General features: G+C 66.0%; 14 protein-coding genes. 4 read left to right on the top strand and 10 right to left on the bottom strand.

Going from position 1 to position 15409, the window contains the following annotated elements; translation table 11 throughout:
* Positions 1–49: 49 nt before the first annotated feature.
* Positions 50–940: a LysR family transcriptional regulator gene (locus ON34_RS18885; RefSeq protein ID WP_040780982.1), complete on the bottom strand. Its 891-nt coding sequence runs from the start codon at positions 938–940 to the stop codon at positions 50–52.
* Between the two features lie 60 nt (positions 941–1000).
* On the opposite strand from ON34_RS18885, the gene ON34_RS18880 reads away from it, so the two are divergent.
* Together ON34_RS18880 and ON34_RS18875 are read left to right on the top strand one after the other, a co-directional pair.
* On the top strand, positions 1001–1903 hold the full coding sequence (locus ON34_RS18880) for an alpha/beta hydrolase (protein WP_040780981.1): 903 nt from the start codon (positions 1001–1003) through the stop codon (positions 1901–1903).
* 42 nt (positions 1904–1945) lie between these two features.
* Positions 1946–2578, top strand: coding sequence for a DUF1579 family protein (locus ON34_RS18875; protein WP_051022830.1), 633 nt, complete (start codon positions 1946–1948; stop codon positions 2576–2578).
* A gap of 89 nt (positions 2579–2667) precedes the next feature.
* On the opposite strand, the gene ON34_RS18870 is transcribed toward ON34_RS18875, so the two are convergent.
* The 6 genes from ON34_RS18870 to ON34_RS18845 all read right to left on the bottom strand — a co-directional run bounded on the left by ON34_RS18870 (position 2668) and on the right by ON34_RS18845 (position 9636).
* Entirely contained in the window at positions 2668–3660 is a 993-nt protein-coding gene (locus tag ON34_RS18870; RefSeq protein WP_040780980.1) for an LLM class F420-dependent oxidoreductase, read from the bottom strand.
* A 267-nt stretch (positions 3661–3927) separates the two neighbouring features.
* A complete protein-coding gene (locus ON34_RS18865; protein ID WP_083889542.1) occupies positions 3928–5286 on the bottom strand; it encodes a cytochrome P450 in 1359 nt (452 codons plus the stop codon).
* Positions 5287–5720: 434 nt separating this feature from the next.
* Complete coding sequence (locus ON34_RS18860; RefSeq protein WP_040780979.1) at positions 5721–6665, bottom strand: TauD/TfdA dioxygenase family protein; 945 nt, start codon at positions 6663–6665, stop codon at positions 5721–5723.
* A gap of 148 nt (positions 6666–6813) precedes the next feature.
* Positions 6814–7704 carry an ABC transporter permease gene (locus ON34_RS18855; RefSeq protein WP_040780978.1) on the bottom strand — a complete coding sequence of 297 codons (891 nt, stop codon included), beginning with the start codon at positions 7702–7704 and terminating at the stop codon, positions 6814–6816.
* Positions 7697–8557 carry an ABC transporter ATP-binding protein gene (locus tag ON34_RS18850; protein ID WP_040780977.1) on the bottom strand — a complete coding sequence of 287 codons (861 nt, stop codon included), beginning with the start codon at positions 8555–8557 and terminating at the stop codon, positions 7697–7699. The genes ON34_RS18855 and ON34_RS18850 overlap by 8 nt, the downstream gene beginning before the upstream one ends.
* Complete coding sequence (locus tag ON34_RS18845; protein WP_040780976.1) at positions 8554–9636, bottom strand: ABC transporter substrate-binding protein; 1083 nt, start codon at positions 9634–9636, stop codon at positions 8554–8556. The genes ON34_RS18850 and ON34_RS18845 overlap by 4 nt, the downstream gene beginning before the upstream one ends.
* 685 nt (positions 9637–10321) lie before the next feature.
* On the opposite strand from ON34_RS18845, the gene mgtE reads away from it, so the two are divergent.
* A complete protein-coding gene (mgtE, locus tag ON34_RS18840) occupies positions 10322–11686 on the top strand; it encodes a magnesium transporter (RefSeq protein WP_040780975.1) in 1365 nt (454 codons plus the stop codon).
* Between the two features lie 259 nt (positions 11687–11945).
* On the opposite strand, the gene cutA is transcribed toward mgtE, so the two are convergent.
* From cutA to nrdF, 3 genes are all read right to left on the bottom strand, one after another.
* Positions 11946–12272 (bottom strand): divalent-cation tolerance protein CutA, encoded by a 327-nt coding sequence (gene cutA, locus ON34_RS18835; RefSeq protein ID WP_040780972.1) that lies wholly within the window; start codon positions 12270–12272, stop codon positions 11946–11948.
* A complete protein-coding gene (locus ON34_RS18830; protein WP_083889541.1) occupies positions 12251–12883 on the bottom strand; it encodes a helix-turn-helix domain-containing protein in 633 nt (210 codons plus the stop codon). The genes cutA and ON34_RS18830 overlap by 22 nt, the downstream gene beginning before the upstream one ends.
* 632 nt (positions 12884–13515) lie before the next feature.
* Positions 13516–14478: a class 1b ribonucleoside-diphosphate reductase subunit beta gene (gene nrdF / locus ON34_RS18820; RefSeq protein WP_040780969.1), complete on the bottom strand. Its 963-nt coding sequence runs from the start codon at positions 14476–14478 to the stop codon at positions 13516–13518.
* Positions 14479–14982: 504 nt separating this feature from the next.
* On the opposite strand from nrdF, the gene ON34_RS18815 reads away from it, so the two are divergent.
* Positions 14983–15375: a DUF7144 family membrane protein gene (locus ON34_RS18815; protein WP_063821706.1), complete on the top strand. Its 393-nt coding sequence runs from the start codon at positions 14983–14985 to the stop codon at positions 15373–15375.
* Positions 15376–15409 lie beyond the last annotated feature (34 nt).

Genomic DNA, 15409 nt, shown 5'->3' with positions numbered 1-15409 from the left:
GAAGCAACCGGTCGGCGCGAGATCTCTGCTCGCGCCGACCGTTCCGGTTCTATCCGCCCGCGGCGCTCGCGGCTGCCTCGACGAAGTCGCGGATGACGGCGCGCCGGTCATGCTTGCGCCAGGCGATCGCCATGACCGCGGGATCGATTCCGGTGACCGGTATGACGCCGATTCCGGGGCGGCGGTAGATCTCCGCGTTGCCCTCGGACACCAGGACGATGCCGCTGCCCTCCTCGACCGCGGCGAAGGTCTCCTCGGCGTTCCATACCGTCGCACCGATCCGGACGGGACGCCCGCCGCGTTCGGCGACGGCGAGCCAGTGATCGCGCAGTGATCCGGCGCTTTCCGGCATGGCGATGAACGGTTCGTCGAGCAGTTCGGTGAACTCGACGCTCTCGCGCGCCGCCAGCCAGTGGCCGGGGGAGAACGCGACCCAGCGCGGCTCTCGGGCCAGCACGTGAACGTCGAACGAGTCGTGTCCGGGGAACGGCAGCCAGACGAAGGCGACGTCGACCTCCCTTGAGCCGAGCCCTGCGGTCGGGTCGTCCCAGTTGACCTGCCGCATTCTGGTGCGCCACGTGGGGCGATGTCGCGTGAACGCCTCACGCGCGGCAGACAGCATTCCCCTGCCGACGCTCGTGGACATGCCGACCGTGAGCACGGACTCCTCGGCCGCGGCGGCCTCACCGACTATGCGTTGCGCTTCGCTCCACTGCTCGAGCAACGCTCGTGCCTGCGGTAGCAGGGCTTCGCCCGCCGCGGTCAATCCGATGCCGCGTTTGTCTCGGACGATCAAGGTGGTCCGCAGCTGCTGTTCGAGCTGCCGGATCTGTTTGCTCAGCGCGGGCTGGGTGATGAACAGGCGCTCAGCAGCCCGGGTGAAGTTCAGTTCCTCGGCGAGCACCGTGAAGTATCGCAAGTCCCGCAGATGCGCCTCCATAACCATTGGTTATCACACCTGTTATTGGACGGACCAGGCGGCACTGCACACAGTGGTGCCATGGTTTCTGAGGTTCAGGTCGAAAAGGTCACCTTCGACAGCGATGGTGTGCTGCTGGTCGGTCGGCTCTACCGTCCGGCTGATGCCGGAGACACCCGACTGCCCGCCGTCGTGGTGACCGGGTCGTGGCTCACGGTGAAGGAGCAGATGCCGCAGGTGTATGCCCGGCGGCTGGCCGAACAGGGTTTCACCGCATTGGATTTCGACTTCACCCACTACGGTGAATCCGGCGGCGAGCCGCGTGACCTGGAATCACCGGCCCGAAAGAGTCGCGATATCCGTGCCGCGGTGACGTTCCTGGCCGGACGCCCCGATGTCGACGCACAGCGCATCGGTGCGCTGGGCGTGTGCGCCAGCAGCGGGTACACGGCGGTGAACGCGGCCGGGGATGCGCGGGTTCGGTCCTTGGCGATGGTCGCGCCTTGGCTGCACGATCCGGATCTGGTCGCGCTGATGTACGGCGGGAAGGAAGGCGTATCGCAACGGCTGGCGGCCGGTTTCGCGGCACGCGCCCGCTACGAGAACACCGGCGAGGTGGACTACGTCGCGGCGGTGAGCACCACCGATCCCTCGGCCGCGATGTCCGGAGAATTCCCCTACTACGTCGACGCCACCCGCGGCGCGGTGCCGGAATGGGCGAACCGATTCGCGGTGCAGGGCTGGAACGAGTGGCTGACCTACAACGCCATCCCGGTCGCCCGCAACATCACGATCCCCACGCTGCTGGTGCACAGCGAGAACGGCGCCATCCCGGATGGCGCCCGCGCCTTCCACGCCCAGCTGGCCGGTCCGAAGGAACTGATCTGGATCGAGGGCACGCAATTCGATTTCTATGATCAGGAACCGACCGTCGGCCAGGCTGTGGAACACGTCGGGCGACACTTCCGCAGGACCCTTGGCTGACATGTTCATCCCCCTCAGACGCTCTATCCCAGAAGGATTTCCTTGCGTAACACGCAGTCTCGAATACTGGTCACTGCTGCCCTGGTCGCGGTTGCGTTCCTCGGCGCCGGTTGTTCGGACCAGACGCAGCCTCCGCCCGCGCCGGCCGAATCGACCGCCGAGCGGCCCGAGCAGCAGGATGCGGGCCACCGGCGATTGAATCTTCTCGTCGGCGAATGGACCGGCGCGAAGTCGACTTTCGTCGCCGGAGGTACGCCGGACAACCCGGTCCGCCGCGAGATCGTGTCCCGCTGGCACTGGATCGGCAAGACCGGCAACAACTTCCTCCAGGAGGAGGCGGAGGGAACGCCGGGCGGCGCACCGTACTACCGCCTGGGCCTGCTCGGCTACGCACCGACCGACAACCGCTACGAATGGACCACGATCGACAGCGTCACACCCATGACGATGAGCTACAAAGGCGCCCCGAACTCCGGCAGCGCAGCCGACATCACGATGGCGGGCGAGTTCACCGACCCCGGCATCCTCGGCCCCCAGTTCACCGGCAAGACGATCCCGATGCGCACGTTGATCAAACTCGAATCGCAGGACCGCGTGGTCATGGAGATCTACTTCTCACCCCCCGGAGCTCCAGAACAGCTCGCCGACCGCGTAGAACTCACCCGCCGCGGCTAACTCCCGTCGCCTTCAAGATCAACGGCACATGACGGAGGGCCTGTCTCGCGAAATGCCGCAGCCATGTGCCGTTGATCTTGACAAGCCGTTCAGTGGAGGGCGGGAATTACTTCTCGTTCGAAGAGTTCGATGCCGGAGGTGTCGTAGGCGGCTTCGGGGAAGTAGAGGATGGAATAGCCGAGGCCGAGATCGCTGAGGCGGGTGAGCTTGTCGATTACCTGCTCCGGTGTGCCTACGGCAGCGGTGCCCCGGAAGAGGTCGTCGATGTGGGACTTCGCTCGCTCGGCGCCGATGATGGGGGTCAGGCGGGCGGCGAGGGTCGCGAGGCGCTCTTCGACTTCGGCTTCGGTCGCGCCGATCGCGACGTTGAAGTTGGAGGAGCGCACGATGGCGTCGAAATCGGAGCCTACCTCGGCGCAGTGCGCGCGGAGGATCTCGGACTTGCGGGTGAACTCCTCGGGATTGCCGCTGAAGTTGGTGTAGCGGGCGTATTTCGCCGCGATGCGCAGTGTCTTCTTCTCGCCGCCACCCGCGATCCACAGCGGAATACCCCCCTCCTGCAACGGGAGCGGACGCATGATAGCGCCATCGACCTGGTAGTGCTTGCCGTCGAGGGTCGCCGATCCGGTGGTCCACGCCTGCCGGAAGATCTGCACGCCCTCGTCGAGGCGGCCCAGCCGCTCGCCCGCCGACGGGAAACCGTAGCCGTAGGCACGCCATTCGTGTTCGTACCAGCCGCCGCCGATGCCCATCTCGACCCGGCCGCCCGAGATCAGGTCGACCGTGGCCGCGACTTTCGCCAGGTAGGCGGGGTTGCGGTAGCTGATCGCGGTACACATCTGGCCGAGCCGGATACGCGAGGTAGCCGCCGCGAACGCCGACATCAGCGTCCACGCCTCGTGCGTTGCCTCCTCGGTGGGGATCGGGACGGTGTGGAAGTGGTCGTACACCCACAGCGACTCCCATGCTTCGTTCGCGTCGGCGCGCTGGGCCAGGTCACGCATCACCCCCCACTGGTCCGCCGGGTCGATGCCCACCAGATCGAGCCGCCAACCCTGCGGGATGAAGATGCCGAAGCGCACAGATATCTCCTTCGCGTGTATCGAGCCACAGTCCACAACACGGCTGCGGAGCTCACTGTTCCCAGTCCGCACCCTTCGAGCAACCATTCCGCGCACGGCGCGTCCAACTCGGCGTCCTGACGGCCGCGGAATTCGCTGGCCTCGGGCGTCCGCGGCCCGCGGGCAACTGTCCGGCGCTCGGCGTGTCCGATACCGCAACGGGCGCAGCACTCTTTCGCCGCTGATGGGCTGGTGACCAGTGCAGGGGCGGCACCGCACCGGCAGGCGTTATCGCCGTTCGGTCAGCGTCGCAATGACCGGGAACTTGGTGTTGAGCGTCAGCGCGGAGGTCGGGGTGAGGTCCGGGTTCTCGATGGTGAACTCGAACCGCCGCATGATGGTCGAGAGCGCGAGCTGCATCTCCATCATCGCGAACGCGTTGCCGATGCAGAGGTGCCCGCCCGCACCGAAGGGCAGATACACGTTCCGGTCACGGGCGGCGACCGCGTCGGCGGTGAAGCGGTTCGGGTCGAAGGTGTCCGGCCGGTCCCAACACTCGGGGTTCCGGTGGGCATGGTAGTAGCTGAACATCAGCGTGGTGCCCGCCGGGATGTGGTAGCCCCCGATCTCGTCGTCCTCGGCGGCACGACGTTGTCCCATCCATGCCGGTGGTTTGAGCCGCAATACCTCCTCCAGCACCTGCTTGCTGTAGGGCAGTGCGGGCAGGTCGGCCATGGTGGCGTGCCCGCCGGGCAACGCGGCGTCGACGTCATCACGCAGCTGCTGACGCACCTCCGGATGCAGTTGCAGCAGCAGCATGGCTGACGTCAGGGCCGAGGAGCTGGTCTCGTGGCCGGCGAAGAGCATGGTGACGACCTCGTCGCGCAGCTCCCCGTCGGTGAGGCTCTCGTTGGTATCAGCGTCTGTGGCGTTCATGAGCATGGACAGCAGGCCACCGTTGTCAGCGTCGCGCAACTTGTCGATCACCGTGTAGACGATGGCGTCCATCTCGGCGATAGCCCGCCAGAAGCGCCGGTGACTCGGCGTCGGAAACTTCAAGGGTATGAGGGGCATTCGCACGAACTTCCCCAATTCGGCATTCACCTTCTGCGTCGCGCGGGAGAAGCCGGTGACCTCCGGGCCGTGGGGATCCAATCCGAACAGCGCCCGCACCACGATCCGCAGTGTGAGGTGGCTCATCTGCTCGCCGATGTTGATCGTTCGTCCGGCGCGGGCATGTTCGGCCCATTCGTCGCACATGGAGTCGATCTCCGCCACCATGATCTCGCTGAGCGCGTTGATCCTCTTGTGGTGAAAGGCGGGCTGGACGAGGCGTCGGTTGCGTCGCCACCGGTTGTGGTCGGCGATGGTCGCCAGACCGCGCCCCACGAACGGTTCGATGATGTCGTACATCTGAGTCTCGCGGGTGAAGTTCGCCATGCGTTCCTGCAAGACGTACTTGATGTGGTGGGGGTGGGTGAGCCCGACCATGTTCCCGGTGACCAGCTGGAACTGAAAGACGTTGCCGTGCTGGGTCATAGCGTCGGAGAAAAACGTGATCGGATCGGTGACAAAGCGCTTGGTATTGCGCAGGCGGCCTGCGGCCATCGGGGGTAGCCCGCTGACGGCGGTAGAAGTGGAGGTCATAAGTAGCAAGTAAAACCGACCGCCCTGATACCCATCAAACTTTCCGTGAAAATGGCCGAAGATGAATTGCCGCAACAGCTTTGAGCATCTTCGTGGCCGTCGCCGAACAACGTGGCCGTGCCACGACGGCAGACCGAGCCGAGGTCATCGATGCCGAGCGCGCCTACTGCGGCGATCAGTGTCCGCCTGCCTGGAGCGTACCCGCCAATGGCTGAACCACTGTTCCCACCGGCGGCAAGGTCGAACTCGCGGTGGAGGCAACCATCGACTCCGCGCAGAGCGACGGTAAGGGTGAGCACTGATGCCAATGGGCACGTATTCCACGCGGGCACGGTTCCGGTCGGTGTTTGCTCGCGGATGCGGATATCCGATTGGCGGCAGAGCAGTTCCGGACGAGTTCCGCAGATACTCGGCCGGAACCACCTGTCCGCTGCCTACGCGCCGGTGAACTTGTCCCCGGCGATGGACTTCGACGGCGTACCGTCGACGCCCACGGGGATGTCACCCTCGAGTGTCGTGCGGTACAGCACCCGGGTGACGTCGAGGTGGTTCAGATCGCTCGGTGCGAGGTGGGCGGTCGCGCGGTTGTCCCAGAACGCGAGACTGCCCTTCTCCCAGCGGAACCGGACGGTGTAGGCCGGGTTGGTCACCTCGTCGAACAGCAGCTTCAGCACCGCGTCGCTCTGGCTCGGAGACAGCCCGACGATGCGCGTGGTGAAGCCCGGATTGACGAACAGCGCGCGCTCCCCGGTCACCGGGTGCACCCGGACCACCGGATGCTCGGTGACCAGCGGCGCGGCCGCGACCTTCTTCGCGTAGTCGCTGTCGGCGTTCCAGGCGGGACGGTTGCCGCCGAACCGGTGCTCGGCGCGCAGTCCTTCGGCGAACCGCTTGAGCGACTCCGGCAGGTTCTCGTAGGCGGCCACGAGGTTCGTCCAACCGGTGTCCCCGCCGCGCTCCGGCGCGATCTCGGCGCGCAGGATCGAGGCCGCTGGCGGGTTGATCAGCGCGGAGACATCGGTGTGCCAGTGGTTGTTGTAGCTGAACTTCCGTACCCCGAACCGCTTCTCGTACAGGCGGCTGTCGACCGCGAGGATCTCCGGGTACTCGGTCGGCGCGTCGTCGTCGTAAGGGTGCGATGGGGTGACCGCGCCGAACCTGCGGGAGAAGGCGATCTGCTGCGCGTGATTGATGTGCTGATCGCGGAAGAACAGCACCTTGTAGGTGTGCAGTGCGTCGCGAATCGCTTCGACCTGCTGGTCGGTCAACGGCTCGCGCAGATCGACGCCGGAGATGTCGGCGCCGATGTAACCGGCGACCGGAGCGACGTGCACCGTGGCGGCGGCGGCGGTGGTGGGGGTTTCGTGTACGGCGGTCATGGGAAGAACTCACTTCGAGATAGAGGACCGGGGGTATCGGGGCGTCCGCGAGCGCGACAAGCGCTGCGGCACACCCGCATGAAGTCGACGACGCGTCGCTTGGTCAGCGGAGATCGCGTGCCGATCGAGTGCAGGCGTGCGGGCATGGTCAGCCGTTCGCCGGGGCCCGCCACCGCGACAGACGGCGTTCGAGGGCGACCAGCAGACCGTTGAACCCGAGACCGAGCAGCGAGATGGCGAGGATTCCGGCGTACATGTTCGGAATCGCGAAATTCTGCTGCGCGGCGGTGATCAGGTAGCCCAGCCCAGCCCTGGCGCCGAACATCTCGGCGGCGAGCAGCACGAGGATCGAGCTGGCCGCGGCCATGCGCAAGCCGGTGAAAATGGACGGCAGCGCCGCGGGCAGGATCACCTTCTGGAACAACCGCAGTGGCGAGAAGCCCAGGGACGCGGCGGATTTGACCAGCAAGGGATCGACGGTGCGCACGCCGGTGATCGTGTTCAGCAGAATCGGGAAGAAGCTCGCGTACACGACGATGGAGACCTTCGAGGTTTCGCCGATGCCGAGAATCAGCAGGAAGACCGGAAGCAACGCCAGCGCCGCGGTGTTGCGGAACAGCTCCAGGATGGGATTGAGGAAGTCCGCCACCGGCTTGTACCAGGCGATCGCGATGCCCACCGGAATACCGGCGGCCAACGCGATCGAGTATCCGGCCAGCGAACGGTTCAGGCTCGCGGAGATGTGGGTCCACATCTCCCCGCTCGCGATCAGGTCGGCGAATGCCTGGGCGACCACCGAGAAGGGCGGCAGGAACACCTCGTCCACCAGGCCTACGGTCGGGGCGATCTGCCAGACCAGCAGGAACAGCGCGATCACGAACGTCGGTTTGAACACCCGCCAGGCGAACCCGCCCGCTACGCGGAACGCCGTCGCTACGCGCGGGGCCACGCTTCGCGCCGGGCGCACCGAGACGGAACGGGACGGCGCGGCGGTGCTCTGCTGGATCGGGCGCTCGGTGAGCTGAATCGCGCTAGACATGGGCCGCCCTCTCGGTGGTGGATTCGACATGGGCCGGGTGCTCGGACAGCGACTCGCGTTCCAGGTTCGCCGCCCGCTGGACCTCGCTGTGCAGCAGCGTCCAGATCTCGTGGCGGTAGTCCCGGAAGCGTTCGGAGGAGCGGATGTCACCGCCCGCGTCGCGATCGATCTCGACGTCGACGATGGCCTTGATCCGGCCGGGTCGCGAGGTCAGCACGGCCACCCGCTGGCCGAGGTAGACCGCCTCGTCGATGCCGTGGGTGATGAACAGGACGGTCTTGCCGGTGGCCCGCCAGATGCGTAACAGCTCGTCCTGCAAGGACTCCCGGGTCTGCGCGTCGAGCGCGGCGAACGGCTCGTCCATCAGCAGCACCTCCGGGTCGAACGCGAGGCTGCGCGCGATGGCGACGCGCTGCTTCATGCCGCCGGACAGTTCGTGCGGGTAGCGGTCGCCGAAACCGGAGAGCCCGACGAGTTCCAGGTAGTGCTCGGCGAGCTCCCGGCGCGCCCTGCGGCGTAAGCCCTTGGCCTCCAAGCCGAACTCGATATTGGAACGCGCCGTCCGCCACGGCAGCAGCGCGTACTGCTGGAAGACGATGCCGCGGTCCAGGCCGGGCCCGGTGATCGGCTTGCCGTCCAGCAGGATCTCGCCGGAGGTCGGCTTGCTCAGCCCGCCGAGCAGGTCGAGCAGGGTCGACTTGCCCGATCCGCTCGGCCCGACCAGGACCAGGAACTCGCCTTCGCGCAACTCGAGCGAGATGTCCTGAATGGCGGTGAACTGTTCCCGCGAGCCGCGCACCGCGAAGTGCTTGTGCACGCCGGTGAGCGCCAGTTTCGTCGCGGTGGTGGTCATTTCGCCGCCACCGCCTCGCCGGTCGGCCCGCTTTCGGGCTTGTACGTGCCGTTCGCGTACGGGTTGTACTTGTTGGTGAACAGATCCGTGGCCTTCAGCTTGCCGCTCGGCAGCTCACCGTTGCGCACCAGCCAGTCGATCCAGATCTGGATTTCCTTGTCCACGACCACTCCGCCCGGCGCCGGGATGCCGGAACTCAGCCAGTACGGCACCAAGTTGGCGTTCTCGTTGCGGCCGCGTTTGCCGATGATCTCGGTGAATTTCGCCTGCACCTGGTCGCGGGGTGTCACCTGGAGCCAGCGGATCGCGCGCGCGGTGCCCTGCACGAAGTCCTGCACGGCCTCGGGGTTCTTGGCGATGTAGTCGTCGCGGAAGACGAAAGTGCCGTAGCTGGCCGTGCCGAAGATGGCCTTGTCGGTGTACAGCGGGCGAAGACCGCCGCGTCGGAGGGCGGTGTCGCGGAAGACGCCGCCGAGGGCGCCGACGTCGACCTGCCCCTTGCGCACCGCGTCCTCGGTGTTGGCCGGAGGCACGACGGTCAGCTGCACCTGCTTGATCTCCTCGTCGGAGAGACCCCGCTGATGCAGCCACTCCCTGGTGATGAACTCATGATGCGCGCCAAGGGTGTTCACGGCGACCTTCTTGCCGATGAGATCGCGCGCCGAGGTGATGCCGGAGTCTTCCCGCACGTAGTAGCCGGTGAACGACTGTTCGTCCGCGCCATAGGAACTGAGCACCGAGGTGACCTTCGCCCCGCCCGCGATCAGTTTCACCACCGCCCCGTTGAACGCGCTGCCGAATTCGACCTGATTCGTCGCCGCGGCCTGGATATTGGCGGGGCCGCTGGTGGTGTCGCCCTCCCAGTGCAGCGTGATCTTCTCGAAGTAGCCCAGTTCTTGAGCCAGTTCGTAGGGACCGACCTGCCCTGTGGCGCCTTGATAGCGGAGCACGTATTTGCCGTCGGCGGTCTTGGCGGGCGCGGATTCGCCGCACCCGGTGAGCACCGACAGGCCGGTCAGCAGGGCGACGGCGGCGGAGAGCGCGCGAGCGACGCGCCGGGTGGATGAGGGGTGGGCCATGGTGGGTTCTTTCGAAGACGAGAAGGCGCCGCGCAGCCGAAGTGCTCGGCATGCGGCGGCGCACCACCGTGGGAGACGGTGGTGTGAGGGGCGGCGGCGGATCGCGCGGGGATTCGGGTGAACCGGGTCGCGCTACGTCAGCGGCAACAGATTCCGTGCGGAATGCGCATGAAGTCGATCGCGCGACGGCGGATCAGTGCGGTGGCTGTCGACACTTCGAGACTTCCGTGAGCTGTGCTGGGGCGTGGGCGAGGGCCCGTGGTCTGCGACCTCTGGGCCTGCTCGGCACACACACTGTCGCTGTTCTCAACGCTGGGAGCAACAGTTCGACGCCGAGTGCGTCAAACCTTGCTATCCGGGCATCGGTGAGTCACCGTGTCGCGGTGGTGCGCAAAACCGGTTCGGTTACAGCGGTCACTATGAGGTGATCATTCTCGCCGAAGCGATGTAAGCTGCACGGGGACGTTTTCGACGTCCATGGGATGTTGATCGGAATGGTGCGGACGTCCGGATCCGCGGCGACGACGAGAAGGAGGTGGGGTTGCGATGCGCAGCGAACCTCCCAGTCGAAGGCCGCGCGGCGCCGCCCCTTCGCATACCTGATTGATCTGCGACGGCAGGGGCCGGCGCCCGCGGTGTGAATTTCGCGCTCCTTGTTCACTCACGCATGTGCTGAGGTCCTCCCATGTCGCAGACCGACATCATCGAAGTACGTCCGACGCTGTCCGAGTCCCTGCAGGACATCGTCGAAACCCGCCGCGTGGACGCCGCGCTCGACTGGCTCGGCAACCACCCGCCGCACGTCATCGCCGACCAGCTCGCCCGCATGGACGCGGTGCGCGCCGGGATGGCGTTCCGGCTGCTCGACAAAGATCTGGCGCTGGCCGTCTTCGAGGAGCTCGAACCGGTGGATCAGCAGCAGATCCTGCAGGGGCTGCGCGATCAGAGTTTCCGCGAGCTGGTCGAGGGCATGGCGCCCGACGACCGGGCCCGCATGCTGCGCGAAGCACCCGCCAAGGTCGCCAAGAAGGTGCTCGCCGGTCTGAGCCCGCGCGAGCGGCGGATGACCGCCAGCCTGCTCGGCTACCCGGAGGGTTCCGCGGGACAGTTCATGACGCCCGAGGTGGTGGCGCTGCCGCGCGAGCTGACCGTCGCCGAGGCGCTGGGCATGGTGCGAGCCAAAGGCGGCAACGCCGAGACGGTGTACACGCTGCCCGTCGTCGACGCGGGCAGGCGCTTGACCGGCATCGTCGAACTGCGGGAACTGGTGCTCAGCGAGCCGGGCAGGATGGTGTCGGAGCTGGTCGTCACCGAGCCGGCGTTCGCGCGCGCGACCGATTCCGCGGAGAAGGCCGCGCGGTTGATGCGCGAGACCAACGACATCAACCTGCCGGTGGTCGACAGCGAGGACCGGCTGGTCGGGTTGCTCACCATCGACGACGCGGTCGAGGTGATCGAGGCCGCCGACAGCGAGGACGTCGCACGTCAGGCGGGTTCCGCGCCGTGGGAGGGCCACTACATGGCCGCCGGGGTGTTCCAGCTGGCCCGTTATCGCGCGCTGTGGCTGCTGCTGTTGCTGCTCGCCGCGACCCTCACGGTGAGCGTGACCGATTTCTTCGAGGGCACCTTGCAGCAGGCCGCGCACCTGGCACTGTTCATCCCGCTGCTGATCGGCGCGGGCGGCAACGCGGGCGCGCAGGCCGCCACCGCCTGCGTGCGCGCGCTCGCGGTCGGCGAGGTCAGGGTGTCTGATTTGTTCCGGGTGATCTGGCGCGAATGCCGTGTGGGCCTGGTGCTGGGATCACTGCTGGCCTCCGTGGGCCTGGGCATCGGCGCGGTATTCGTCGGCACCCGCATCGCCGTGGTCGTCGGCATCACGCTGGTGCTGATCTGCGGCTGGGCCGCCACCATCGGCGGCACCATGCCACTGCTGGCGAAGAAGCTGCGCATCGACCCCGCGGTCGTCTCGGCCCCGATGGTCACCACTTTGGTCGACGCCACCGGCCTGATCATCTACTTCACCACGGCCAAACTGGTTCTCGGTATCTGAAACTCGCGGAATGCGAACACATTCGACGTCCGATCGGCGATCGCGGATCACGCCGAGGGCTGTTTCCGGTCCCGCGAGCGCCGATTTCGCGACGGGCCATGGTTCGAGCGCCGGTATATCGAGATAAATTTCCCCTCATTTGATCAGCAATATCACGGTGCCGCACCGCTCGACCGGACCGAATGCCTGCCGGGTTCCGCATATTTCGGCTCAGGCGGCGTCGCGGTCGGGGAAAGCGACTGCTGCGGGGTTTTCGGATTCAGCCTCGCGTGGAGTCGAGAACCCATTGCCGGTAGCCGGGATGGGCGTCGACCACAGGGACGGCCAGGACCTGGGGAGTTTCGTCGGGGTGCTCCGCGTCGGCCCGCTCGATGATCGCGGACACCAGGCTGGCGCGTGTGTGCAGGACGACAAGTGCTTGCGCGTCGTCGTGAATCCGGCCTTCCCAGCGGTAAATCGAACGGATACCGGGAATGACGTTGCCGCACGCTACCAACCCGTCCTCGACGAGTTTGTGCGTGAACTCGGCCAGCCACGCCGGATCATCCGCGGTAATGGAGACATCTACGATTTCGTCTTCGGCCATGTCGTCAAGTTTCCCTGGGTCTGGATCAATTCGGCCATCAATTGTTCGACCTGGTCCCGGTCGCGGGCGATTGCGCCCCAGCCGCGAACGATCAACCCGGCGTAGCTGAGGCCGGTCCAGGATCCGATCATCGCGTGCCCGTGTGGGTGGAGGACGGCGTACAGCGAGCCCTTCGACCGGACGGCGCCATCAGTCGCGATGTACCAACCCATCAAGATTTCGTTGTCCCACAGCTTCATCTCCCCGCGCCACTCGTAGGAGCCCTCGGAGACCGGCCGGGCTCGTCCGCCGTTCAGGGCGATGAACGCGCCGTTCTGCTGCATGGTCAGCTCGTGCACGTCCACCCGCTCCACATCGTCTTTCCAGGTCTGCCAGCCTGCCCACCAGTCGCCGGAGAGATCGAGCCCGCGCGGCGTGACTCCGGCCAGCTCCGACAGCGACACGTCCAGCGCGTTCGCCAGTCGCGCCGCGATCGAGAGTGATGGTTCCGAGGCGCCGGACTCGAATCTGGCTATCTGGCGCTGCCCCACACCGACCAGTCGACCAAGGCCGTCTTGGGACAGCTGCAGCAGCTCTCGTTGCCTTCGGATGACATCGCCGGTAGTACTCACCGCCGCGTTCCTTCCCTCGTTTGCTGAACAAAGAGTACCCACCGGCCCTATGATTAGACATGTCCGTCTGATCAGACAGTTTTGGCTAATCGGTGTTTCGCAGGGGAGGACAACGACGTGTGTGAAGAACTGCCCCAGTGCGTATCTCCCGGCTACCCGTACCCATCGGGCGCCGCTACGCCGTGCCGCGAGGACCGGCTCTGGCGAGTGCAAGCCGGGCTGGGCGAGTGGGAGCTCCAGACTTCCCGGTGCCGAGGTGTCGCATCCCCCGGCACCGGGAAACACCAAGTCGCGGGCGGTGTCCGATGAGGAAGGCCGGAATCCGGACCACCGAGACCGGGGACGGCCGGAAGACAGCGGATCGGCGACTGCACGGCCGACCTTCCAGTTGGAGGGCTCGATGATCGGTGAACCCGTCAATCTGCGCAGGTCCGCCGAATACAGGCGGGCAGTTGCCGCGTTCCATCATGCGTGCGACCAATGGGCACGGGTGGGCGAACCCCCGAGCGGACCGGAATTCGACCGGATCCAGGTGGCGAGAAACGAGTTTCTGAGGCTTGCGCCGGAAGCCTCGGACTATCCCTGAACGCGCGGGCGCTCGGCTGGGACAACCCCAGCCGAGCGCCGGTCGTTCAGAACTCCCAGTCTTCGTCTTCGGTGTTGACGGCCTTGCCGATGACGTAGCTGGAGCCGGAGCCGGAGAAGAAGTCGTGGTTCTCGTCGGCGTTGGGGGACAGGGCCGAGAGGATGGCCGGGTTGACTTCGGTTTCGTCCTTGGGGAACAGGCCCTCGTAGCCGAGGTTCATCAGCGCCTTGTTCGCGTTGTAGCGGAGGAACTTCTTGACGTCCTCGGTGAGGCCGACCTCGTCGTAGAGATCCTGGGTGTAGTCGACCTCGTTGTCGTAGAGCTCGAACAGCAGCTCGAAGGTGTAGTTCTTCAACTCGTCGCGCTCGGCCTGGGTGACCCGCTCCAGGCCCTTCTGGTACTTGTAGCCGATGTAGTAACCGTGCACCGCTTCGTCCCGGATGATCAGCCGGATCATGTCGGCGGTGTTGGTGAGCTTGGCCCGCGACGACCAGTGCATCGGCAGGTAGAAGCCGGAGTAGAACAGGAAGCTCTCCAGCAGCGTGGAGGCGACCTTGCGCTTGAGCGGATCGTCGCCGTTGTAGTACGACAGCACGATCTCGGCCTTGCGCTGGAGGTTGCGGTTCTCCTCCGACCAGCGGAACGCCTCATCGATCTCGCGGGTGGAGCACAGCGTGGAGAAGATCGAGCTGTAGCTCTTGGCGTGCACCGACTCCATGAACGCGATGTTGGTCAGCACCGCCTCTTCGTGCGGGGTCAGCGCGTCCGGGATCAGGCTCACCGCGCCGACCGTGCCCTGGATGGTGTCCAGCAGGGTCAGGCCGGTGAAGACCCGCATGGTCAGCTGCTTCTCCTCGGCGGTCAGGGTGTTCCACGACGGAATGTCATTGGAGACCGGGACCTTCTCCGGCAGCCAGAAGTTGCCGGTCAGCCGATCCCAGACCTCGGCATCCTTTTCGTCGGGCACCCGATTCCAGTTGATGGCCGACACCCGATCGATCAGTTTCATGCTGTCTCCACGCCTTTCCTCCAGCCCGCTGCCGTCACGGAATGTCTACCCGTGGAACACTACTCCTTGGGGGTGACAAGTCCGCATAGCACAACACCTTGTGTCGCCACGGCATGCGTCCGGGGGCGGAAGAACGCCTGGCACGCGCCGCGCGCGGCTCCCTATTGTGCGGCATGCGCTCGTCGGCGACCACATCGGTCCCGGTCCGCCCAATAGATCGCTATGTATTTGCTGATGTTCGATCGCTGGCCCGTGCACGGTGCGCGACCTGGCCGCGCGCAGGTACGGATGCGCGGCCTCCGCAGCCGCGAATCCGTTGCCGAGCGTGCCGATTCGCCGAATCTCCGTGGTCTCGCAGCGCCGACAGTGCCGGAAGTCACCAGGGCCCGGGTTCGCGCACCATTGGGCGCAGCGGGTGACGCACCCCGGCTACCTGCGTCGATTCCATCAAGGCAGCGATTACGTTGGGCCGGACAGGTGTCGCGTGTGGAAGGAGTGAGTGCTATGACCAGTCCGATCAGCACCCGTCCGGTGCTCGGCGACATGACGATCTTCGCAGGCGTGCTCATCCTCGTCGCCGGTGTCCTGCACCTGTTGACGGCCATCGCCGCGATCGCGGGGCGCGACGTCTTCGTGGTGACCGAGGATCAAGTGTTCCTCATCGACGTCACCGCGTGGGGATGGATCCACCTGGTGATCGGCGTGCTGGTGGTGATCGCGGGCATCGGCATCGTCACCGGGAGGACCTGGGGTTATCTCGCGGGCATGGTGCTGGCCGCGATCAGCATCCTGGACAACTTCCTGTTCGTCTCGATCTATCCCTTCTGGGCGCTGGTGCTGATCGCCATCGACGTGCTGGTGATCTGGGCGCTGGCCAGACAGCTCGCGGCCACCTGACCGCGCCGCGAAAAGTTATCGGCCCCTGAACTCG

The organism is Nocardia pneumoniae NBRC 100136, from assembly GCF_000308755.1.
Taxonomy (GTDB): Bacteria; Actinomycetota; Actinomycetes; order Mycobacteriales; family Mycobacteriaceae; genus Nocardia; species Nocardia pneumoniae.
Note: the sequence above shows the minus strand (reverse complement) of the source record. Positions and strands in the feature narration are given on the sequence as shown.

Coding starts and splice junctions, on each gene's coding strand:
- ON34_RS18885 (WP_040780982.1), bottom strand. CDS start 940: ATGGAGGCGCATCTGCGGGACTTGCGATACTTCACGGTGCTCGCCGAG.
- ON34_RS18880 (WP_040780981.1), top strand. CDS start 1,001: ATGGTTTCTGAGGTTCAGGTCGAAAAGGTCACCTTCGACAGCGATGGT.
- ON34_RS18865 (WP_083889542.1), bottom strand. CDS start 5,286: ATGACCTCCACTTCTACCGCCGTCAGCGGGCTACCCCCGATGGCCGCA.
- ON34_RS18860 (WP_040780979.1), bottom strand. CDS start 6,665: ATGACCGCCGTACACGAAACCCCCACCACCGCCGCCGCCGCCACGGTG.
- ON34_RS18855 (WP_040780978.1), bottom strand. CDS start 7,704: ATGTCTAGCGCGATTCAGCTCACCGAGCGCCCGATCCAGCAGAGCACC.
- ON34_RS18850 (WP_040780977.1), bottom strand. CDS start 8,557: ATGACCACCACCGCGACGAAACTGGCGCTCACCGGCGTGCACAAGCAC.
- ON34_RS18845 (WP_040780976.1), bottom strand. CDS start 9,636: ATGGCCCACCCCTCATCCACCCGGCGCGTCGCTCGCGCGCTCTCCGCC.
- mgtE (WP_040780975.1), top strand. CDS start 10,322: ATGTCGCAGACCGACATCATCGAAGTACGTCCGACGCTGTCCGAGTCC.
- cutA (WP_040780972.1), bottom strand. CDS start 12,272: ATGGCCGAAGACGAAATCGTAGATGTCTCCATTACCGCGGATGATCCG.
- nrdF (WP_040780969.1), bottom strand. CDS start 14,478: ATGAAACTGATCGATCGGGTGTCGGCCATCAACTGGAATCGGGTGCCC.
- ON34_RS18815 (WP_063821706.1), top strand. CDS start 14,983: ATGACCAGTCCGATCAGCACCCGTCCGGTGCTCGGCGACATGACGATC.